Source organism: Pseudomonas sp. NPDC089734 (genome assembly GCF_044748865.1).
Lineage (GTDB): Bacteria > Pseudomonadota > Gammaproteobacteria > Pseudomonadales > Pseudomonadaceae > Aquipseudomonas.
This window is the reverse complement of the sequence record NZ_JBIVGV010000013.1, coordinates 51667-72834: the sequence shown is the minus strand read 5'-3', so window position 1 is coordinate 72834 and position 21168 is coordinate 51667. Positions and strand designations below refer to the sequence as shown.

Here is a 21168-nt window from a genome sequence, read left to right as displayed (position 1 = left end):
GATGCGTACATGGATGGGCATTATCGGCATGGTCTTCGCCTTCGCGACGCAGGCCGCACCCAGGATCGCCGTGACGGACATGGCGTTTCAGGAGCGTGTGGAGCAATACATCCACACCGTTTCTGCGCACAGCAACCTGCAGGCCAATCGCTACAGCGCCAGCGGCTCGGCCAGCTACGAAGAGTACGAAGCCCGCACCAGCTACATCGAGCAGAGTGAACTGCACAAGTTCAGCGGTGACATCAAGGGCGAGATACTGAAGTCAGGCCTGTTCCAACTGGTGCAGGGCGTGCCCTACAACGCCAGCGCCCGGGAAGACGTCTACGACATCATCAAGCGCATCAAGAGCGGCAGCTTCAAAGGTGCGGACTACGTCCTGTTCGGCACCGTGTCGGACATCGACTTCCGTCAGGACGTGGGTGAGATTGCCAATACCGATAGCTATTCAGCCATCATGGGGCTGACGGTGGTGGGCGACTTCAGCCTGATCAACACCCGCACCTATGAAATCACCTCGGCCTTCACGGCCATGGGCGAAGGCCAGGACACGAAGCTGGTCAACAGCCGGGACGTCAAGGTTTCCCTTAACCGCGGTCGCGTGGTGCGGGATGCATCGAAATCGATCGGTGTGGATGTGGCACGCCAGTTGCGCGAGCAATTACGCGGCGAGGTGGAGTTCACTGGTCAGGACATGCCACAGAACAACCTGCCACGAGACGAAGCACCACGCATCTTGCGTTGATCTGTAGGAGCGAATTCATTCGCGAAGCTTTCGCGGATAAATCCGCTCCTACAGAGTGAACGCTCCTACGGGTTTCAGGCGCGGTGCAGGGTTGCCAGAAAACCTGCCGCGCCGACGAACAGGCTGGCGAAGGTGCGGTTCAGGCGGCGCTGCTGCTTGGGCGTCTTCAACAGACGCAGGACGCGGGCGGCCAACCCGGTATAACCGGCCATGACGATGGAATCCACAACCACCATGGTCACAGCGATGACCACATACTGAATCAGCAGAGGTTCGGCGGGCTCGATGAACTGCGGCAGTATCGCCAACATGAACACCAGCGCCTTGGGGTTGCTGATATTGACCAGAAAACCCCGGAAGACCAGGCTCAGCGGTTTGCCGATCGGACGAATCGCCGACTCATCGGCCAAATCGCCGGGCAACGCACGCCATTGCTTGATGCCCAGATAGATCAGATAGGCCACACCGAACCACTTGATCAGCGAGAAGGCCAGTTCGGAAGCATTCAAGACCGCGCCCAGACCCGCCGCGACAATCGCGATCTGTGCAACCAGTGCGATCTGCAGACCCAGAGCATTCCAGTAACCACGCCAGAAACCGTATTGCAGGCCGCAGGACATCGACGCAATCGCGCCAGCCCCCGGCGACAGACTGATAATCCAGCAGGCGGCAAAAAAAGCCAGCCACGTTTCAAGCGCCATTACACACCTCAAGTCCATCCGGGTCAGATGTCGCTAAATTAGTGTGTAATCTGATTGATGACTAATTATTTCTGCTCGCCAGCCGGTTTTTCCATCACCACCTGTGGAATGACATCGGTGCCACGCCAGCGGCGAACCGCTTTCTGGAAGAACTGGCTGTTGGGCACCTGCACCAAGGCCCCGCCCATTTCGGGCATTTCGATCAGGGTGGTGAACATCAGGTTGATCGCCACGACCCGGCCTTTGACACCCGGCTTGTCCAGCGTCTCGACCAGCTCGACCACATCACCGATGCGGAAAGGGCCAATGGTGAAAATCAGCACAGCACAGAGCAGGTTGGACAGCACACTCCACATGGCGAAGAACGCCACGGCCGCGACCGCCACAAAACCCGACAGCGCGGTCCACAGCACGGTGGCCGAAACGCCGAGCCGGCCCAGTACGAAGACAAACGCGCTGCCCATGATCAACCAGCGCAAGCCGCCTCTGACTGGCACCAGAAGCTCCGGCGGCAGTGGATAACGCTCGCCCAGCCCAGTCAGGAAACGACCGACCAAACGTTGCAACACGTAACCCGCCAGCAGAATCAGAAGGATCTGTACGCCCAACCAGAGCGGTTCGATCCAGTAGGCCGTCAGTGGTAAACCCAAAAACTCCATCGACTCCTCACTTCTATTACAACAATGCTTCCAGTTCGGCCTGCAGGGTCTCCAACAGTTCCAGCGCTTCCATCCACGCCTCTTCCAGCTCGGCTTCACGCGCTTTCAATTTGGCCTGTTCGGCCAGGAGATCACGCAGCTTGTCCTTGTTGGCGGCTTCGTAGTTGGTGCTGTCGGCCAATGCCTCTTCGACTCTGGCCAGCTTCTCGTGCAAGGTCCCCAGCTCACGCTCGAGCTTGTCGGCTTCGCGCTTGTGCGGAGCCAGTTGCTGCCTCAAGGCCGCCGCCTGCTGGCGCTGGGCTTTCTTGTCGGTCTTGTCAGCATTGACCGGCGTGTTGCTGACCGGCGCATTACGCAAGCGGTAATCCGCCAGCCAGCGGGTGTAGTCATCCAGATCGCCATCGAACTCCTGCACACGGCCGTCGGCTACGAGCAGGAAATCATCGGTCGTGCTCTTGAGCAAATGACGATCGTGGGAAACCACCAGTACCGCACCACTGAACTCCTGCAGGGCCATGGTCAACGCCAGGCGCATCTCCAGGTCCAGATGGTTGGTCGGTTCGTCGAGCAGCAACAGGTTGGGCTTTTCCCAGGCAATCAGGGCCAGCGCCAGACGCGCCTTTTCGCCACCGGAGAAATTCACCACCGGCTCATCCAGACGTGCGCCACGGAAATCGAAGCCACCCAGGAAGTCACGCAACGTCTGCTCACGCTCGGTGGGCGCAAGGCGCTGCAAGTGCAACAGCGGGTTGGCCTTGGCATCCAGAGAGTCGAGCTGATGCTGGGCAAAATAGCCAACCGTCAGGTTCTCGCCACGCACCAGACGACCGCTCAACGGCTCAAGCTCGCCTGCCAGGTTCTTGATCAGGGTCGACTTACCGGCACCGTTAGGCCCCAGCAAGCCAATGCGCGCACCCGGCGTCAGTTGCAGTTTGACCTTCTCCAGGATGGTCTTGTCGCCATACCCCAGACGCGCTTCGGACAGGTCCAGCAACGGGCTGGAGATCTTGTCGGACTCACGGAAGGTGAAGTTGAACGGAGAATCCACATGCGCAGCGGACAGCTCTTCCATGCGCTCAAGGGCCTTGATCCGGCTTTGAGCCTGGCGAGCCTTGGTGGCCTGAGCCTTGAAGCGCGCAATGTATTTTTCCATGTGCGCACGTTGCGCCTGCTGCTTCTCGTAGGCCTGTTGCTGCTGGGCCAGACGTTCCGCACGGGCACGCTCGAAGGCGCTATAGCCGCCACGGTAAAGCGTGATCTTGCGCTGTTCGACATGGGCGATGTGATCGACCACCGCGTCGAGGAAATCTCGGTCGTGGGAGATCAGCAGCAAGGTGCCGGGGTAGCTCTTGAGCCAGTCTTCCAGCCACAGGATGGCGTCGAGGTCCAGGTGGTTGGTGGGCTCATCGAGCAACAGCAGGTCCGATGGGCACATCAGGGCCTGCGCCAGGTTCAGGCGCATCCGCCAGCCCCCGGAGAAACTGCCGACCGGGCGTTCCATCTGTTCGTTGGTGAACCCCAGGCCGGCCAGCAACTTGCGGGCACGCGCATCGGCGGTGTACCCGTCGGCGCTGTCGAGTTCGGCATGCAAACGTGCCTGGGCGGCACCGTCCTGAGCGGCTTCGGCTTCAGCGAGCAAACGCTGAACCTCGCGCAGACGCAGGTCGCCGTCGAGGACGTAATCCACGCCCAGGCGCTCGAGGGTATCGACCTCCTGACGCATGTGTGCGATACGCCAGTCGGCAGGCAACAGGCAGTCACCGGCGTCAGGCGTCAACTCACCGCGCAGCAAGGCGAAGAGGCTGGATTTACCGGCGCCATTGGCACCGATCAGGCCGGCTTTCTGGCCGGCGTGCAGGGTCAGCTCGGCGTCTTCTAGCAGACGTTGCGGACCACGCTGTAAGGTAAGGCTTTGAAGTCGAATCATAATGGCGGCGGAGTCTACCAGCTTCGTCTCAAACAGGTAGCTCACTATGCCTTCTGACCTTTGGAGTTTCACCCTGGATTTCTACGCACGCCCCGGCGTCGAGGAGGCCTGCCTGCGTCTGCAAACCGACGGAGCCAATGTGTGCATGGTGTTGTGTGGTGTCTGGCTGGGAAAACGTGGCGTGAAGTGCAACGCAAAACGATTGCAGGAAATCGAACAGCTGGCGACACCCTGGCACGATGAGGTGGTGCGTCCTCTGCGTGAACTGCGCACGCAATGGCGACCGGCCGCACAGGCCGATGCGGCATTGGGGTTGTTACGTGAAAGCGTGAAAGCGCTGGAACTGGAAGCCGAACAACAATTGCTCAAGCGTTTGCAGGCACTGACCCAGGACTGGTCAGTCGACAATGCCGATGACTTGTCTCTCTGGCTGGAGGGGCTGGCGACAGAAGCCGCAAACAAAAACCGCGACGCGCTGCAGATGCTGCGCGTCGCGGCGAACCAGACAGCTGACCGGGCTTAGGAAGCGCTGGTCGGTGTCACGCCATTGGCGACCGCAGGAGCAGCCGGGGCTGCAGCCGCTGCTGGAGCCGAAGCAGGCTTGGCAGCAGGCGCCGGGGTTGCTGGCTTGGCTGCAGCGGGTTTGGCGGCCGCAGGTTTCGCGGCAGCTGGCTTGGCAGCCGGTTTAGCCGCTGGCTTTGCAGCAGGTTTGGCGGCCGGTTTTGCAGCGGTCTTGACCGGAGCTTTCACCGCAGGCTTGGCCGCGCTGGCGGCTGTGGTTTTAGCGGCTGGCTTGGCGGCTGTTTTTGCAACAGCAGGTTTGGCAGCAGCGGCTTTCACAGGAGCCTTGGTGGCAGCGGGCTTGGCCGCAGCTGCTTTAGCCGCAACTGGCGCTTTTGCAGCGGCAGGACGGGCAGCGGGTTTAGCGGCAGGTTTTGCAGCCGGTTTGGCGGCTGGCTTGGCAACCGTCTTCGCAGGTGCCTTGCTGGCAGGTGCTTTGGCTGGGGTTTTGGCAGCCGGTGCCTTGGCGACAGCCTTGGTCGCTGCAGGCGCCTTGGCCGCAACCGCAGGCTTGGCAGCGCGAGAGGTCAGCACCTTGCTGACCGCTTCCTTGACGCGACCCACGCCTTGAGCAAGCTTCAGGCTTTCCTGAGCGTCACGCTTGAGCTGCAGAATGTATCCACGGGTTTCGGTCTGACGATTCTTGAGTGCGTCGAGCAGTTCTTCCAGCTCAGCCACGGCACTTTTGGCCTTGACCTGTGCCTTCGACTTGCCGGCTGCAGCGGCATCCTGCAACTTGGTGCGTGCCTTGTGCAGTTTTTCCTGAGCTTTACCACGTTGTTTTTCAAGCTTGGCGAGCAATTTCTCGGCATCAGCCAAGGCTTGGGAACAGGCGTCTTCCAGATGTTCAAGCAAACTGTTCGAGAGTTGTTGAAGCAGGTGCAACGGAGTACTTACTGGCTTCTTTTTGGCCGACATGATTAACCTCCTGGCTGACGAAATTGCGGCCCATACTAGACCTCTGCCCGCAGCGCCGCTAGGGCATCTTGACAGCGTTAAAGGCACCCTGTTGCATACAGCAACAAATGTTTCAAATCCCCGTAGCAAGAGCTCAAAGAAATTCACGTGCCAAGACACATCACCACAAGCGTTTGCACTGGCATAATCGCTGCCTTCCCAGGCCGGAGAGCATTCATGTCGCGCTACCTGTTAACGTCGTTGTTCCTGTTGGTACCGCTGGCACACGCCGCCGAAAGCCCATCGTCAAAAGACTCCCACGATCTCGCTTACAGCCTGGGCGCCAGCCTTGGCGAGCGTCTTCATCAGGAGGTTCCGGACCTTGACCTGACGGCGCTGGTAGAAGGTTTGAAGCAGGCCTATCAGGGCAAGCCCCTGGCACTCAAGCAGGAGCGCATCGATCAGATCCTCAAGGAACATGATGCGGCCATGACGCAGGCCGAAGCCTCGGGCATGGACGCACAGAGCGAAGCCGCTCTAGAGGCTGAGCGCCGTTTCATGGACAGTGAAAAAGCCAAACCCGGCGTCAAGACGCTGGCCGACGGCATATTGATGACCGAACTGACCGCAGGGACAGGCCCGAAACCGGAAGCCAATGGCCGGGTAGAAGTGCGTTATGTCGGTCGCTTGCCCGACGGCACGGTCTTCGACCAGAGCACCCAGCCACAGTGGTTCAGGCTCGACAGTGTGATCAGCGGCTGGACCACAGCCTTGCAAGGCATGCCGGTGGGCGCGAAGTGGCGTCTGGTCATTCCATCGGCCCAGGCTTATGGCGCAGAAGGTGCCGGCGATCTGATCGACCCGTTCACGCCACTGGTTTTCGAAATCGAACTGGTTGCCGTTTCATCGTGAAACCGTAGACATGCAAAAGGGTGCATTCGCACCCTTGGCAATACACAGCTCGACAGCGGCGAGGATCAGGCCTGAGCGTTGGCCTCTTCCTTGTGGGAGTTGTGCAGGACTTCGATCAGACAGTCTTCAAGCTCGAAGCGCTCATGCAGCAGACCGCCGAGCTTCTTGAACTCATTGGCAAACACTGCGCCATCCGAGCAATCACCCTTCTCGCAACGATCGTTGAACGCCAGAGCCAGCTTGGTAATACCTTCCAGGCGTGGGTAGATCGTGTCGGCCAGTTCAAGCCCGCGTTCGTCGTTGAACGCCTGGGCCTCACTGTTCAGTTGCTCATAGATCTCGAAATGGCCGGCTGAAACGTAGTCGACCAAAACTTCACAAAACTTCAGCAACGCATCACGATCGGCCGCCAGTGCTTCGGGCGTATTGCCAAGAGCATCATAGGCTCGAACCAGTTCATGACGGTCCTGTAACCAGCGATCAATCAGAAGATTGACACCACCCCATCGTTCCTGAGCATTCCGACAACTTTCCAGCATGATGTTCTCTCTTCCCTTCAGGGGGCATGCGGTCCTGTGCTGGCCTTACGATAGCGCAATAGCCAAGCCTGATAAAAGCGCCAGGACAGCATACTTCCAATGACGCGTGCGGCTCAGATTATGCCCGCAAGACCAGGCCATCAAGGTACGCAGGAGAGAAAGTTCATACAAGTGTTTAATACCCGCCGCCACCTTCAACCGACAGCCAGCGATGCAATTCGCTGAAAAGCGGGTAGAGGGCAAGCAGCCCCAGGCACACGAAAGCCAGCAGACTCCATTCAGGCAGCGTGATGCCGAACAGGGACCAGTTGATCTCGGCACACAGATACGCATCGCCACGAAGTCGGTTGACCCAGGCATCCAGCGACAGCGCATTGAGCGCATATTCATATCGGGCCATGACCGGCACGAGTTCGTCGGCAGACGCTGTCTGTAACCACACCTGGGCACCTGCACCCGCACCGCCAAGCCACGCCAGGGCCAGCAACGCCCAGCAATAGCGGCGCCAACCGGCTTCCTGAGGAGCATGGAGGGTTGCCATCAGACAGAGTACGGCGCATCCGATAATCACCGCTCGCTGGAACAGACAAAGCATGCATGGGCTCAGGCCGAACGCTTGCTGGATATAAATGGCAGCGCCAATGATCAGTGAGCTTGCGATGAATGCCAGAAAGAACAAGGAGCGCGTGCGAGCCAGATGCATGGCATATCCGTAACGGTAAGACGAAGGCAATTACGGTAGAGGAAAGCACACGGCGCTTTCAAGGCGACAAAGTACGGATACGTCGCTGTTTAAAGCCGAATTTGAACACCCAATCAGGAAGCTTTTTTACCCGTCAATGTAGGAACAATCATCGATTGTAAAAACGGCCTCCTGAAGCGCGATATGAAGGGTCTGCCACGGCATTGAAAGCCCCGAAACGGGACTTTCTCAGACCGGGTTCAAACGTGATTCGGCGCAGGAAGCGGGCGGGCCAGAAAGCGTTCATCCAGCATCCCCAGACCTTCCTGGAACAACTGATTGCTGCGATCGGTTTCCCCCAACCGAGCCAGCAGTCGGGCCAGTTCGGCACAGGTTTCAGGATTGCGCTGCAACCGCAGGCTGCTTTCAAGATAATCCCGCGCCTTGCCCCACAGACGGCCTTGCAGGCAGATACGCCCCAGGCTCAGCAGCAGGCTCGGATCTTCGGGATGGTGCTTGAGCCACCCTTCGGCCGTCTGCAACTGCTTTGATTCATCGCTGCCACGCACCAGCCCATACAGTCGGGCCAGATGGCTGTTGTAGTCACGCTTGAGCGCGCCACGCAGCACCTCTTCAGCCTGGGCATCGGCACCGAGGCGACGCAGTTGCTCGGCATAGGCCAACACCAGCTGCGGCTCCTGGCGCTGGGCAGAGGACAGCCCCTTCCAGGCTTTCTCCAGCGAAGGCAAACCGGGAAGCGTGCCATCGTCTTCTTCACGATAGGCTGCCAGAGTCAGATTCTCGCCCCAGGCACGACGCTCCAGCTCGGCCAGCTCCCTAGGCGGCAGCACTTTGTCCTTGCGCAACTCGGGCATCAGACGAATCAGATCGGACCAGTCGCCCCGCTGCTGGTAGAGACGTTGCAACTGGCGCAATACCTGAGGGTTGTGCGGATGACGTTCGTGCATGGCCCGCAGGGTGGTCAACGCGCCGTCGGTGTCACCACGGTCCTGCTGCAACTGTGCATGACTCAAGGCAATCGCCAGCTCGGCCTGAGGCTGGCGCTCAAGCGCCCGTTCCAGCAGGTTGTCGCTGTCTTCGTAACGGCCTTGCTCGTTGGCGGCACGGGCAGCGCCCAGGTAATACAGCAAAGGCTGGGCATCGGACTCGGCCGCACGATGCAGATGGCGTTGCGCGCTGGCCCAGCGGCCCTCGGCAAGGTCCATCTGACCTTGCTCGATCGCCAGTTGTACACGACGGCTGCGGTTGCGACGCGACCATGGGTTGACCACCCCACCGGAAGCCGTCACCAGGCCGATCAGGCCACGCACGGCGAAAATCAGCAACACGAACACCACGATCAGTGCCAGAGTCGCCCACAGGCTCGATTCATAGCGGAAGCTCTGATAGGCGATCAAGACATAGCCGGAGTGCTCGGCAATGGCGATGCCAATCAACGCGGCGATGGCAATGGCAACGAACAGCAGCACGTAGAGACGCTTCATGGGCTGATACCCCGCAGCGCCTCTGCAGGCTGGTTGATTGCGTGACGACGCTCAAGGTAGGCCTGGACCGCACTCAGGCTTTGCGCCAGGTCCGGCGTGACCACTGAAACAGGTTGTTTGATCAGGGCATCCAGACGCTCGCCGATGACTTTGCTCTGGGCATCGTCCTGATTGAAATTGGCCATCAGCACGCTCTTGGCCTCAAGCAGAGCCTGGGTATACACCTTCGGCTCGCCATTGAGAGCGGCCCATTGCGCCTGCTCCAGCGCCAGGCTCAAGGCCAGACGAACCTGAGCCAGACTTTGACCGGCCAGGACAGGGCGGATGTCCTTGTCGGCATTGAAGTCGATGCGGAAGTAATGGGAAATGTGATTCCACCAGCGGGACCAGTAACTGTCCTCGGTCTTGTCCGTCGTCAGGCCCAGCAGCGACTCGCCCTTGTCTTCGTATTCGGGAGCCAGCCTGTTGAGCTGAACGGACTGATCACGCAGGGCCGCCAGTTGCAGGAACAGGCCGGTACGGTCCGGCTGCTCGACACTGCGCAATGCCGCCAGGCTTCTGGCCAGTTGCTCACGTGCGGCAAAGGATCCTGGATCGTCCTGTTCGCGCAGGATCTCATCGGCCCCCTGAACCAGGGCATGGGCACTGTTGATGTCCTGCAAGGCCGACAGGCGCAGACTGGCCAGACGCAGCAGATGCTCGGCCTCGGCCAGACGCCAGTCCTTGCGGCTGGCGCCCAGCACGGTTTCCAGACGCTGGCTCAGGCGCTGCTGATCGCCCTGCAACTGCGCCACCAGACGGCGGCTGTCTTCCAGTTGGTCGGCAGGCGGAAATTGAGCAAGACGGGCTGACAACTGCTGGTCACTCTGCGTCAGGGCCAGCGTCTGCTCGGCGATGTCCTGAACCTCTACCCGCTGCTGCAAGTGGCCGGCCTGCAGCATACGCAATTGCCATACCCCCCAACCGGCGACGCCTACGCCTGCCACTCCCAGCAATAAAGCCAGTATGACCAGACCGCTGCTGCGATTGCCCGGACGCTCGGCGCGTACGGATTCGGGCTTGGATGTCGGCGTTTTCGACACCGATTCTTCATCTTTGGGCAAGGCTGTTTCGCTCACGTATCCATCCTTTGCATTTGGGCGTAGTCGCGTAAACGACAACTCGTCGTTCAATACGCCTTGACGACAGGCTGCGGTTGATCCCGCAACGCTGCCAGCAATGCCGCAGCGCTGGCGCCACGGCAATCGATCACGTTTGAAGCCCCGGCGGCACGCGCCAGATCGGCGACCCTGGGGCTCGGTACAAACAAGGGCAGCCCGGCCAGTTCCGGCCATGACTCACCCGCTAACTGAAGCAGATGTTCAAAACCCTGCCCACTGCTGACCACCAGCCCGTTCAAGCGTTCCAACCCGACACGCTGCGAGAGCGTGGCAGGCGGGTAGTGCGGCAAGTACCGGCGGTACAGCGAAAGGTAGTCGACACTAACACCTTGTTCACGCAAACGCTCGGCCAACAACTCACGGCCATCTTCACCACGAATGATCAGGACACGACTGGCCGGCACGGAGATCGCTTCCTGCAAGTCAGGTAGGTCCAGCAATGCCTCGCTGTCATCCCCCTGCTCGGGCCAGGTCACCTGCAAGCCATAATCGGCCAGAATACCTCCGGTCGCCGCCCCGACACTGAACCATGGCTGAATAGGCGGTTGCGGCCAGACCTCATCGATCAGCTCGATCACCCGTCGGGCCGCAGGCTTGCTGACCACGATAACGGCGCAATACAACTGTAACTGGAAGATGACGGCGTGCTGCGCAGGCGAAAGCGCCAACGGTTCGGTCTCAAGCAGAGGCAGGGAACTGCTGAACACGCCCGCCTCGGCCAACACTTCGGCCACCGCCGCCGACTCCTCGGCGGGACGGGTCAGCAGCAGGCGCCAGGTATTCATTTCTCGGGGTTCTCGCCATAGACGTCCTGCAGAATCCTGCCGGCGCCCTGTGCCAGCAAGGCTTCCGCCACCTGGACACCCAGGGCCTGTGCCGAAGCCTGAGGGCCGCGCGCGTCCGCCTGAAGCAGCACGCCGCCTGAAGGCTCTCCGACCAGCCCGCGCAGCCATACCTGATCGCCTTCCAGCACGGCATAGCAGGCGATAGGCACCTGACAGCCACCGTTGAGGTGTTTGTTCATCGAGCGTTCGGCAATGACACGGACAGCCGTGTCGGCGTGATGCAGCGGTGCAAGCAAGGCGTGGATTTCAGTATCGGCGCTACGGCACTCGATCCCGACGGCACCCTGGCCACCGGCCGGCAAGCTGTCATCGATGCTGATGGCCGAGGTAATGCGGCTCTCGAAGCCCAGGCGGATCAGACCGGCAGAGGCCAGAATGATCGCGTCGTACTCTCCGGCATCCAGCTTGGCCAGCCGGGTGTTGACGTTGCCCCGCAGGAAGCGGATTTCAAGATCCGGCCGACGAGCCAGCAGCTGGGCCTGACGCCGCAGGCTCGATGTGCCCACCACGCTGCCGGCCGGCAATTGTTCCAGGCTGGCATAAGTATTGGAGACAAACGCATCACGCGGGTCTTCGCGCTCACAGATACAGAACAGCCCCAATCCCTCGGGGAAGTCCATCGGCACGTCTTTCATCGAATGAACGGCAATGTCGGCTTCATTTTCCAGAAGGGCCGTTTCCAGCTCTTTGACAAACAGACCCTTGCCGCCAATTTTCGAGAGCGGCGAATCGAGCAGCTTGTCGCCACGGCTGACCATCGGGACCAGAGTCACGATCAACCCGGGATGAGCCTGCTCCAGTCGGGTTTTGACATATTCGGCTTGCCAGAGGGCCAGCGCGCTTTTGCGGGTGGCAATGCGGATTTCGCGAGAAGACATGGATCAATCCGTGCGTGATAGATGCGACGGATAATAACAGCACAACCGGAACGACTTCAGCGCTGACTCGAAAAGGACGGTCGGCTTCATGATCCGCGTCAACGAAACAGGAGCGGCCCAACCGCCCTGTACACGGGAGCGGATGCATCGGGCAGGCTACCCGCCGCAACGACTGGCTGCGGACAGAAACCGGCCCGGCGCACTGACCGCCCCTCCGTGAATACCGACACGGCTCGCCCCTACAGCTGTTGCATCATTTTGCGAACCCCGGCCACATGCCGACGGCTGACGATCAAGGCATCACCATTGAGCCCCTTGAGGAACAACTGGAAATGCCCCAGCGGCGTACGTTGCAGGCGCTCGATCCGGTCACGGGCCACCAGCGCATTGCGGTGAATGCGGACGAACCGGTCGCCAAACTCGTCCTCCAGGGCCTTGAGCGGTTCATCCAGCAAGACTTCGCCGCCTTCATGACGCAAAGTGACGTACTTGTGATCCGCAATGAAGAAAATCACCTGATCCAGCGGGATCAACTCAATGCCCTTGCGGGTTCGTGCACTGATATGGCTGCGCGGCCCATTGCCACTCTCGACAGCCGGACGCGTCATGGCCGCCAACTGCACGCGGTTCGGTCGCTCGGCCTTTCTCAAGGCCTCAAGCAGGCTCTCGGGGCGTACAGGCTTGACCAGATAACCGACTGCACTGACCTGAAAGGCATCCAGTGCGAATTCATCGTGTGCCGTGCAAAAGACAACTGCGGGCGGAGCTTCACGCTCGCACAGTTTTGCCGCGACCTGAAGGCCGTCGAGACCCGGCATGCGGATATCGAGCAGCACAACATCTGGCTTGAGGTTTTCGATCAGCGCCAAAGCTTCTTCGCCATTGGTGGCGCTGGGTTCCAATACCCTGTAACCCTCGATTTCACCGACCAATCGGCTCAGTCGCTCGCGGGCCAGGGGTTCGTCATCAACGATCAGGACATTCATATTGCTTTGGCTTCCTGCGTGAGTCTCGCACAAGGATAGCGTAGACAGGTGTAGTGACGACCGTCACGGCGCTCCACGCTCAGACTGGCGTGCGGGCCAAAAAGTGCCGTAATGCGTGCACCTATATTTAACAGGGCCTGTTGAGTACCGTTGGAAGTCTGCCGTGTGGCAACTTCTTCATAGGGATTGCTGACACACAATATGAACTCCCCCCCTTTATAGTCTGCCTCGACCGTCACGACACCCCCTTCGACGCTCGGGGCAATCCCGTAGATCAATGCGTTTTCCAGCAATGGCTGCAAGGTTAGCTGGGGAATGGGCAAATCATCAGGAATTGCGCTCACCCTCCAGTCCAACTGTAGACGTTCGCCAAGACGATATTGCTCAATCGACAAATATCGTTTCGCCAGGGCCAGTTCTTCCTTCCAGGTCACCAGGCTTTCGGACCTGGCCAGACTCGCACGAAAGAGATCCGACAGGTCCAGAACCGCCTGCTCGGCCTTGGCCGGCTGACTCATCACCAGGCTGGCAATACTGTTGAGCGTGTTGAACAGGAAATGCGGACGAATACGCGCCTGAAGCGACTCGATCCGGGCCTGCAACTCACCCTGCTGTTGTTTACGCCACTGACTTTGCAAATAAAAGTAGCGCAACATCAGCGCCGACATGATCAAAGCGATCAAGGCATAACGGATATAACGTTCAAGCCTGCTGTCCGGCGAGATTTTGCCCGTCAACTGGCAGATATCGGTCACCGCCGTGCACAGCAAGGTTAGCCCGACAACCAGCAGACAGCTCAGAACCCCGGCCAGCCCCACCGGCAGGCGAGCCAGCCAGGAGCGCAGGCCGCACAACGACGCCGCCGACAACAGAACGATCCATTGCACGAACAGCGACATCAGCGCCAGACAGACCCAGTCGAACCCGGGGCTCATGGGTTCGAGCAGCACCATGACCAGCACCAGCAGCTCGGCCAGCACGATGAGCACCAGCAAGGTCTGCGGCAAGCACAGTTCAGGCAGGAAAAAGTCCTTTCCGGGCGTCGGTCTGGTTTTGAGTTTCATAGGTCCTCTCGCATTGACCCAGTCTCGGTCCTGGCATCGTCAGCGGCAAGCCATCCGAGAATAAAAAAGCAACAACCTGTTATCATCGCTGTCGCCCTTGTGCCACGAACCGGGCACGCCACTTTCAGCAGAGCAACGAGCGAATCCATGAGCACCGACAAGACCAACCAGTCCTGGGGCGGCCGTTTCAGTGAGCCCGTCGACGCCTTCGTCGCGCGCTTCACCGCCTCCGTCACCTTCGATCAACGCCTGTATCGTCACGACATCATGGGTTCGATTGCCCACGCAACGATGCTGGCCCACGTCGGCGTTCTGACCGAAGCGGAGCGCGACACCATCATCGATGGCCTGAAAACCATCCAGACCGAGATCGAAGCCGGCAGCTTCGAGTGGCGCGTCGACCTGGAAGACGTGCACATGAACATCGAGGCACGCCTGACCGACCGCATCGGCATCACCGGTAAAAAGCTGCACACCGGCCGCAGCCGCAACGATCAGGTCGCCACTGACATCCGCCTGTGGCTGCGCGACGAGATCGATCTGATCCTGAGCGAAATCACCCGCCTGCAAAAAGGGCTGCTGGAGCTGGCCGAACGTGAAGCCGACACCATCATGCCGGGCTTCACCCACTTGCAGACCGCCCAGCCCGTGACCTTCGGCCACCATATGCTGGCCTGGTTCGAAATGCTCAGCCGCGACTACGAGCGTCTGGTCGATTGCCGCAAGCGCCTGAACCGGATGCCACTGGGCAGTGCCGCTCTGGCCGGCACCACCTACCCGATCGATCGCGAGATGACCTGCAAGCTGCTGGGCTTCGACGCCGTAGGCGGCAACTCGCTGGACGGCGTGTCGGATCGCGACTTCGCCATTGAATTCTGCTCGGCCGCTTCGGTGGCGATGATGCACCTGTCGCGCTTCTCCGAAGAGCTGGTGCTATGGACCAGCGCCCAGTTCCAGTTCATCGACTTGCCGGATCGTTTCTGCACCGGCAGCTCGATCATGCCGCAGAAGAAGAACCCGGACGTACCGGAACTGGTGCGTGGCAAGAGCGGCCGTGTGTTCGGCGCGCTGATGGGCCTGTTGACCTTGATGAAAGGCCAGCCACTGGCCTACAACAAGGACAATCAGGAAGACAAGGAGCCGCTGTTCGACGCCGCCGACACCTTGCGCGATTCGCTGCGTGCCTTCGCCGACATGGTTCCGGCCATCAAGCCCAAGCATGCCATCATGCGTGAAGCAGCCCTGCGCGGCTTCTCTACCGCGACCGACCTGGCGGACTACCTGGTACGCCGCGGCCTGCCGTTCCGCGACTGCCACGAAATCGTGGGCCATGCCGTGAAGTATGGCGTGGACACCGGCAAGGACCTGGCGGAAATGAGCCTGGAAGAGCTGCGCAAGTTCAGCGACCAGATCGAGCAGGACGTGTTTGCCGTGCTGACCCTGGAAGGCTCGGTCAATGCCCGAAACCACATCGGCGGTACGGCTCCGGCGCAAGTCCGGGCGGCTGTCGTTCGTGGTCAGGCGCTGCTAGCCAACCGCTAAAAGCCCCTGTAGGAGCGGATTCATCCGCGAAATGGCCGGTACATCCGCAAGAGATGTACCGGCCGGAACGCCGTTTTCGCGGATGAATCCGCTCCTACGATCGGGTTATCCTACCGCCTGCACACGGGCGAGGAATGCTGGCAATTCAGCTTCCTTGTCGGCTGCAACCCGCTGCACATTCGGGTTAAGGGCCAGACGCTCAAACAGCGCACGGGCGCCCGGCATGTCCTTTAGCAAATCCAGACCAAACAGTTTCTCCCCAACCTGCCGAGCCAGATCGACGCTGTAAAGGAAATACAGATCCGCCAGCGTGAAATGCTCGCCCGCTACATAAGGCGCAAAACGGCCACGCTGAGCCAGTGCCTGAAATCCTTTGAGCAAGTCCCTGCGCGCCTTGGCCTTGAGCTGCTCAGGCGTTGGTCGACCACCAAAAAACACCTCGACGTAACACAACCGCGCAGGCAGTTCGATGTACAACTCGATTTCCTTGGCCAGCGTCCATACCTGGGCACGAGAGAACGGGTCCTCAGGCAACAGCGCCCGTCCTGGCCGGGTTTCCTCGATGTAACGCAGAATGACATCCGTTTCGCTGATGAACCCCTCTGCCGTTTCCAGTATCGGCACCTTGCCACGCGCACTGATCGCCAACACCTCGGGATTCTGGCACCCCTGCAATGCAACCATCTCGAAGGGCAACTGCTTCTCCATCAAGGCCAGTTTGACCATGTTGAAATAGTTGCTGGCGGCAAAACCATAAAGCTTCAGCATCGTGGGTCTCCTTGACCACAGGGTTGTTCGTGGCCGGGGACTTTATCCATTTCTTCAATTAAGTCAGTCAGTTACGGGGATACACCATCAATTTTAGAACGCTCTTACACGCCCGCCATTTAGGGTCCTACATCCCTATCTGGAAGGATTCCAGTTAAACTGCCCGCCTTGCCCCGAGGACTTAACATGACCGACCCAATCGATAACGATGACGAAGAGTTCGCTGCATCGACCCTGATCGAAGCAATCGAAAACCAGATCGAGGCAGATAATCCGCCAGCAGCCAAGGCCACCTATAACAAGCTGACGCTGGTCGGCTACGAGCGGGAGGACATTCTTGAGCTGATGGCGCACGTACTGGCGATCGAAATCGACGCCATGCTCGAAGAGGACCGGCCCTTCAATACCCAGTGGTATGAAACGGCCCTGCGCGCCCTGCCTGAACTGCCGCCGGAGGCATGACAATTCCTGCAAGGATTCCAGTCACCGGCTACACTCCAGAAGCCCCTCTGCCACTCGTCCCATGGGGCTTTCTGCCAAGCTGACATCAACGGTCATACAGAACCGACGTGCAAACAGCCTTGTCGATCCTGTCAACGCCATGAGCCAGCGAAGCGCATCACTACAAAAAGTCTGGAGCCTCTATGTCGTATACCCCCGAGCTGGTTGCCGAACTGGAAATCCTTGCACTGTTCAATCTGGGTAACACCCAGGAAGGCCTGAAGGTCCACCATGTGGCCGCCCCGACAGCCATTGCAGCTGCAAAAAGACTCTTTGAAAAAGGCCTGACGACGCAAGTCGACGGTGGCTATCTGACGAGCCTTGGGCTTGAAGCCGCTGAACACACCCAATCGCTGCTGACAATCCTCAATATCTCCAAAGAAGCTGCCTGAAAGCCCCGGGCCTGCACATGCAAACAAAGAGTGCGGCAGGCCCTTCATTTATGAAAACAACGGCCGATAAGAAACTGGCGCCAGAATAATATCCCGACCGTTCATGCACCCTCTCGGCTGTACTCTTCTTCGCCATCTGCTCACTACTTCCACGCCTGCGCAGGCCAGATGCTTTGAGTTGCGATGACGCGTAATTTTGAAATTCGTCCCGATCTGGACGAGGGCATCGACCGCAAGGTGCTCAGCCAGCTGCGTAACCGCTTCCTGACTCTCAATGACGGGCGGTATGCGCGTGCCATGGAAGGACTCTCGCCCCGTCAGCAGACTGTCCTGACACTGATTCCGCTGTTCTTTCACGTCAATCACCCCTTACTGCCCGGTTATGTTTCTGGCAGTACGCCAGCAGGTGTCTCTCATTACGAGCCCGACAACCAGGCACTGGCAGAGGCGCAGCGACTGACACGCTCCTTTTCCTACAAGGCTCGTCACGGCAACCCGCCCCAGCCGATCCACGGCCTGTTCCTGATGGGCAGCCTTGGCACCCTCGCCCAGGCCGACCAGAGCGATATGGATGTCTGGGTCTGCCATGACTCGGAACTGTCACCGGAAGCCATCGCCGAACTGCGTAAAAAGTGCCAGGCGCTGGAGGCCTGGGCAGAGTCCATGGGCGCGGAAGCACATTTCTTCCTGATCGACCCTCAACGCTTCAGGCTCGGGGATCGCGATACCCGGCTCAGCTCGGACGACTGCGGCACCACCCAGCACTACCTGCTGCTGGATGAGTTCTATCGCACCGCCATCTGGCTCGCGGGCCGTACGCCGATGTGGTGGCTGGTACCGGTCTACGAAGAAGAACGCTACGCCGAGTACACCCACACGCTGATGTCCAAGCGCTTCATTCGCGCCAACGAAGTGCTCGACCTTGGCCCCATGACCCACATTCCACCGGGCGAGTTCGTCGGTGCCGGGTTATGGCAATTGTTCAAAGGCCTGGAATCGCCTTACAAGTCGGTTCTCAAGCTGCTGCTGATCGAGGTCTACTCCAGCGAACATCCCCATGTCCAATGCCTGAGCCTGCGCTTCAAACAGGCCGTATTCGCCAACCAGCTGGACCTGGACGAGCTTGACCCTTACATGGTCGTCTATCGCCGGATCGAAGAGCACTTGCAGGCCCGCAAGGAATCGGAGCGACTGGAGCTGGTGCGCCGCAGCCTGTACCTGAAGGTCAACAAGAAGCTCACGGGGCCGGCCCGGCAACGCAGCAACAGCTGGCAACGCCTGTTACTGGAACGCCTGACGCAAGAATGGAACTGGGATGAACAACAACTGGCCCTGCTCGACAGCCGCAGCCAGTGGAAAGTCCGCCAGGTTGCCCATGAGCGCCGCACGGTGGTCAACGAGCTGAACTACAGCTATCGCTTTCTGATTCAGTTCGCCCGCATGCAGAACACGCCCAATACCATCGACGCCCGCGATGTAAACGTATTGGGAAGACGCCTGTATGCCACCTTCGAGCGCAAGGCGGGCAAGGTCGAATTCATCAACCCCGGCATCGCGCCCGATCTGGCGGAAGACACCCTGACACTGGTGAACTCGCCCAACAAGCGCGAGCCCGGGAAAAACCAGTGGGCCTTGTACAACGGCAACCTTGGAGCGCAGGAATGGCCCGGCTGTTCGCCCATCAAGCGCAGCCGGGAATTGCTGGAGTTGCTGACCTGGTGCCACCGCAATGGCGTGATTGATACCACCACGCGCCTGGCGCTTCATCCGGGCACCAGTGACCTGAGCGAACTGGAACTGTTCAACCTGCTGGGTGCCTTGCAGCAGACCATTCCGCTGCCACTCTGCGACGTCAGCGACGAGCAATTGCTCAAACCGAGTGTCCCCAGGGAAATACTGCTGCTGGTCAATGTCGGCGTAGACCCGCTCAGGCATCACCGCGAGCTGAATATCCTGATGACCACCGAGCGCACCGATTCGCTCAGTTATGCCGGTGTCCGGGAGAATCTGGTCCTGACCCTGGATCAGGTCACGCTCAACAGCTGGAACGAAACGCTGGTCAGCCGCTACAGCGGCCCTCACGCCCTGCTCGACTGCCTGAGCGAACTGCTCAGCAACCTGCCGGAAGATCAGCCTCCGCCACGCATACGGGTACGCTGTTTCTGCCATAACCGCGCACCGGCCATTGCACAGCGGGTCGAAGACCTGATCGGCACCGCACAATCGTTACTCGCCCAAGGGCTGAATCATCGCTACCTGATCCAGGTGCAGCAGCAGTATCACGTCCTTGAAATGATCCCCGGTCAGGTCGCTCACATCGTGGTCAACAGCCTGTCGGGGCTGTTCAATTACCTGGGTGAAGAGTCACCCCGCTACAGCCCGCTGTATCTGGACCCCCAGGCTCTGGACGATCACGATCTGGCGTTGATCCTGCCGCACGGGCAGCCTGAATGCATTCAGGTGTTCTACCGGATCAACGAACCCGATGCCGACCTGTATGTACTCGACGAACACAACTCACTCTGGCACCAGCGCCTGCCCTACCACGACGAACAAAGCCTGTTGATGCCGTTGCAGCGTTTCTTCCATTCGCTGGTCTACCGACGCGGCGCATCGTTGCCGCTGGATAACCCGGCTGAACCGGTATCGCTGGAAACCTTTTATTACCAGATGCTGCCATCCGGGGCAGGGCGCGCCCGGCGTATCGAAACCCGCAGCGTGCCGACGGCCGCAGACAAACCGTTTTATGACGTGCAGGCGATTATCGAAGAAACCTCTCCGGGGCAGATGAACGTCACCCTGTACTGCGATAACAGTGAGTTTTCAGAACTGGAACACGGTGATCAGCTGTTTGCCGTGGTCGCCCGCCAGATTCTGGCCCGACGCCGTGAACCACGGCGCTATCGCTGCTACATCACAGATCTCGACCTCTCAGGCCTGCTGGATGATGGCCACGGACAGAGCATCCTGTTCCTGCGCTACAAGGCAGAGCTGGAGAAATCGCTGAACGATGCGATGGATGAATGTCAGGGGTAGGAGCGAATCGGGCGGCGTTCCGCTCATTCGCGAAAAAGCCGCTTTCGCGAATGAATTCGCTCCTACACGGGAGTCTTATAAATATTCGCCCGCTGCTTCCGGCTGATACTCCACGGCCAGCAAGGTCAGTTTGAGCGTCTTGCCACCCGGAGCCGGCCAGTCGATGTGCTGGCCAACCTGCAAGCCCAGCAGTGCAGAACCTACGGGGGCCAGTACCGAAACCGTGCCTTCGGCACCTGCATCCTGCGGGTAGACCAGCGTCAGGTGGTAATCCTTGCCGCTGCTTTCTTCCCGGCAATGCACCCTTGAATTCATGGTCACGACGCCCGCAGGCACTTCATCGTGACCCACGACCTGTTCCGCGCGGTCCAGCTCGGCCTGCAACGCCTGGATACCGGGGCTGGACACCGTCTGGCTGTCGATAAGACGCTCGAGACGCTGTACGTCGAGCCGGGTGAGGATGATGGAAGGTGCGGTGTTCATGATTCAGGCAGTCTCCTTTTTTCTGCGCGACAAAAACAAAACCCCGCCGACCAGGCGGGGTTTTGACAAGCCTCTCTATCCAGAGAAGCAGGTTCTGACCTTAACATCAGTCAATAAATACACAAGCCGACGAGGCGTTAGCCCGCGATGCGGTTTTCCAGATCACGTGCCCGACGCTGATCGGCATCGAGGCGAATCTGCCGTCGCCGCTCATCATCGGCCGAGCGCCATTCGCGAATGTCTTCCACATGACGGAAACAGCCCTGACAGACTTTCTGCTCATCGAGCCGGCACAGGCTCACACAGGGCGAAGGCACGGCCGGGCTGACGTTGCTGTACAACGGCTTTGGAGGACGGGCCGGAGCGGGGGCGCTGTTATCGGTCACAG

Annotated in this window: 22 protein-coding genes; 7 read left to right on the top strand and 15 right to left on the bottom strand. The window is 59.7% G+C overall.

What is annotated here, in order from left to right; all coding sequences use genetic code 11:
- Position 1 precedes the first annotated feature (1 nt).
- Complete coding sequence (locus ACIPY9_RS17015; RefSeq protein ID WP_400703642.1) at positions 2-742, top strand: penicillin-binding protein activator LpoB; 741 nt, start codon at positions 2-4, stop codon at positions 740-742.
- Between the two features lie 74 nt (positions 743-816).
- On the opposite strand, the gene ACIPY9_RS17010 is transcribed toward ACIPY9_RS17015, so the two are convergent.
- The 3 genes from ACIPY9_RS17010 to ACIPY9_RS17000 form a co-directional block, all read right to left on the bottom strand.
- On the bottom strand, positions 817-1443 hold the full coding sequence (locus tag ACIPY9_RS17010) for a LysE family transporter (protein WP_400703639.1): 627 nt from the start codon (positions 1441-1443) through the stop codon (positions 817-819).
- 65 nt (positions 1444-1508) lie between these two features.
- Positions 1509-2102, bottom strand: a complete 594-nt coding sequence (locus ACIPY9_RS17005; protein WP_400703636.1) for a mechanosensitive ion channel domain-containing protein — start codon at positions 2100-2102, stop codon at positions 1509-1511.
- Between the two features lie 16 nt (positions 2103-2118).
- Entirely contained in the window at positions 2119-4029 is a 1911-nt protein-coding gene (locus tag ACIPY9_RS17000) for an ATP-binding cassette domain-containing protein (RefSeq protein ID WP_400703633.1), read from the bottom strand.
- Positions 4030-4075: 46 nt separating this feature from the next.
- Between ACIPY9_RS17000 and ACIPY9_RS16995 the strand changes: the two genes are divergently transcribed.
- Positions 4076-4552, top strand: coding sequence for a TIGR02444 family protein (locus ACIPY9_RS16995; RefSeq protein ID WP_400703630.1), 477 nt, complete (start codon positions 4076-4078; stop codon positions 4550-4552).
- Here ACIPY9_RS16995 and ACIPY9_RS16990 read toward each other — a convergent pair.
- Positions 4549-5508 carry an AlgP family protein gene (locus ACIPY9_RS16990; RefSeq protein WP_400703628.1) on the bottom strand — a complete coding sequence of 320 codons (960 nt, stop codon included), beginning with the start codon at positions 5506-5508 and terminating at the stop codon, positions 4549-4551. The genes ACIPY9_RS16995 and ACIPY9_RS16990 overlap by 4 nt on opposite strands.
- Positions 5509-5724: 216 nt before the next feature.
- Here ACIPY9_RS16990 and ACIPY9_RS16985 point away from each other — a divergent pair, with 216 nt between their 5' ends.
- Positions 5725-6399: an FKBP-type peptidyl-prolyl cis-trans isomerase gene (locus ACIPY9_RS16985; protein ID WP_400703625.1), complete on the top strand. Its 675-nt coding sequence runs from the start codon at positions 5725-5727 to the stop codon at positions 6397-6399.
- A 65-nt stretch (positions 6400-6464) separates the two neighbouring features.
- Here ACIPY9_RS16985 and rsd read toward each other — a convergent pair whose 3' ends face one another.
- The 8 genes from rsd to ACIPY9_RS16945 all read right to left on the bottom strand — a co-directional run bounded on the left by rsd (position 6465) and on the right by ACIPY9_RS16945 (position 14058).
- Positions 6465-6938, bottom strand: a complete 474-nt coding sequence (gene rsd / locus ACIPY9_RS16980; protein ID WP_400703622.1) for a sigma D regulator — start codon at positions 6936-6938, stop codon at positions 6465-6467.
- 175 nt (positions 6939-7113) lie between these two features.
- Positions 7114-7641, bottom strand: a complete 528-nt coding sequence (locus tag ACIPY9_RS16975) for a disulfide bond formation protein B (protein ID WP_400703619.1) — start codon at positions 7639-7641, stop codon at positions 7114-7116.
- Positions 7642-7880: 239 nt separating this feature from the next.
- Positions 7881-9125, bottom strand: coding sequence for a heme biosynthesis protein HemY (locus ACIPY9_RS16970; protein ID WP_400703616.1), 1245 nt, complete (start codon positions 9123-9125; stop codon positions 7881-7883).
- On the bottom strand, positions 9122-10243 hold the full coding sequence (locus tag ACIPY9_RS16965) for a uroporphyrinogen-III C-methyltransferase (RefSeq protein ID WP_400703613.1): 1122 nt from the start codon (positions 10241-10243) through the stop codon (positions 9122-9124). The genes ACIPY9_RS16970 and ACIPY9_RS16965 overlap by 4 nt, the downstream gene beginning before the upstream one ends.
- A gap of 50 nt (positions 10244-10293) precedes the next feature.
- Positions 10294-11070 carry a uroporphyrinogen-III synthase gene (locus ACIPY9_RS16960; protein WP_400703610.1) on the bottom strand — a complete coding sequence of 259 codons (777 nt, stop codon included), beginning with the start codon at positions 11068-11070 and terminating at the stop codon, positions 10294-10296.
- Positions 11067-12008 (bottom strand): hydroxymethylbilane synthase, encoded by a 942-nt coding sequence (hemC, locus tag ACIPY9_RS16955; RefSeq protein WP_400703607.1) that lies wholly within the window; start codon positions 12006-12008, stop codon positions 11067-11069. The genes ACIPY9_RS16960 and hemC overlap by 4 nt, the downstream gene beginning before the upstream one ends.
- Before the next feature lie 239 nt (positions 12009-12247).
- Complete coding sequence (locus ACIPY9_RS16950; protein ID WP_400703604.1) at positions 12248-12994, bottom strand: LytR/AlgR family response regulator transcription factor; 747 nt, start codon at positions 12992-12994, stop codon at positions 12248-12250.
- On the bottom strand, positions 12991-14058 hold the full coding sequence (locus tag ACIPY9_RS16945; protein WP_400703601.1) for a sensor histidine kinase: 1068 nt from the start codon (positions 14056-14058) through the stop codon (positions 12991-12993). Before ACIPY9_RS16945 ends, ACIPY9_RS16950 begins: the two co-directional genes overlap by 4 nt.
- A gap of 147 nt (positions 14059-14205) precedes the next feature.
- On the opposite strand from ACIPY9_RS16945, the gene argH reads away from it, so the two are divergent.
- The gene (gene argH, locus ACIPY9_RS16940; RefSeq protein ID WP_400703598.1) at positions 14206-15600 is read left to right on the top strand and encodes an argininosuccinate lyase; all 1395 of its coding nucleotides are present in this window, start codon (positions 14206-14208) and stop codon (positions 15598-15600) included.
- Positions 15601-15705: 105 nt separating this feature from the next.
- On the opposite strand, the gene ACIPY9_RS16935 is transcribed toward argH, so the two are convergent.
- Complete coding sequence (locus ACIPY9_RS16935) at positions 15706-16368, bottom strand: glutathione S-transferase family protein (protein ID WP_400703595.1); 663 nt, start codon at positions 16366-16368, stop codon at positions 15706-15708.
- A gap of 186 nt (positions 16369-16554) precedes the next feature.
- Between ACIPY9_RS16935 and ACIPY9_RS16930 the strand changes: the two genes are divergently transcribed.
- The 3 genes from ACIPY9_RS16930 (at position 16555) to ACIPY9_RS16920 (ending at position 20297) form a co-directional block, all read left to right on the top strand.
- Positions 16555-16830 (top strand): hypothetical protein, encoded by a 276-nt coding sequence (locus ACIPY9_RS16930; protein WP_400703592.1) that lies wholly within the window; start codon positions 16555-16557, stop codon positions 16828-16830.
- 182 nt (positions 16831-17012) lie between these two features.
- Entirely contained in the window at positions 17013-17261 is a 249-nt protein-coding gene (locus ACIPY9_RS16925) for a TIGR02647 family protein (protein WP_400703589.1), read from the top strand.
- Between the two features lie 183 nt (positions 17262-17444).
- On the top strand, positions 17445-20297 hold the full coding sequence (locus ACIPY9_RS16920) for a class I adenylate cyclase (RefSeq protein ID WP_400703586.1): 2853 nt from the start codon (positions 17445-17447) through the stop codon (positions 20295-20297).
- A 75-nt stretch (positions 20298-20372) separates the two neighbouring features.
- On the opposite strand, the gene rnk is transcribed toward ACIPY9_RS16920, so the two are convergent.
- Positions 20373-20780, bottom strand: coding sequence for a nucleoside diphosphate kinase regulator (gene rnk, locus ACIPY9_RS16915; protein ID WP_400703583.1), 408 nt, complete (start codon positions 20778-20780; stop codon positions 20373-20375).
- Positions 20781-20917: 137 nt separating this feature from the next.
- Positions 20918-21166 carry a DUF1289 domain-containing protein gene (locus tag ACIPY9_RS16910; RefSeq protein WP_400703580.1) on the bottom strand — a complete coding sequence of 83 codons (249 nt, stop codon included), beginning with the start codon at positions 21164-21166 and terminating at the stop codon, positions 20918-20920.
- Between the last annotated feature and the right edge of the window lie 2 nt (positions 21167-21168).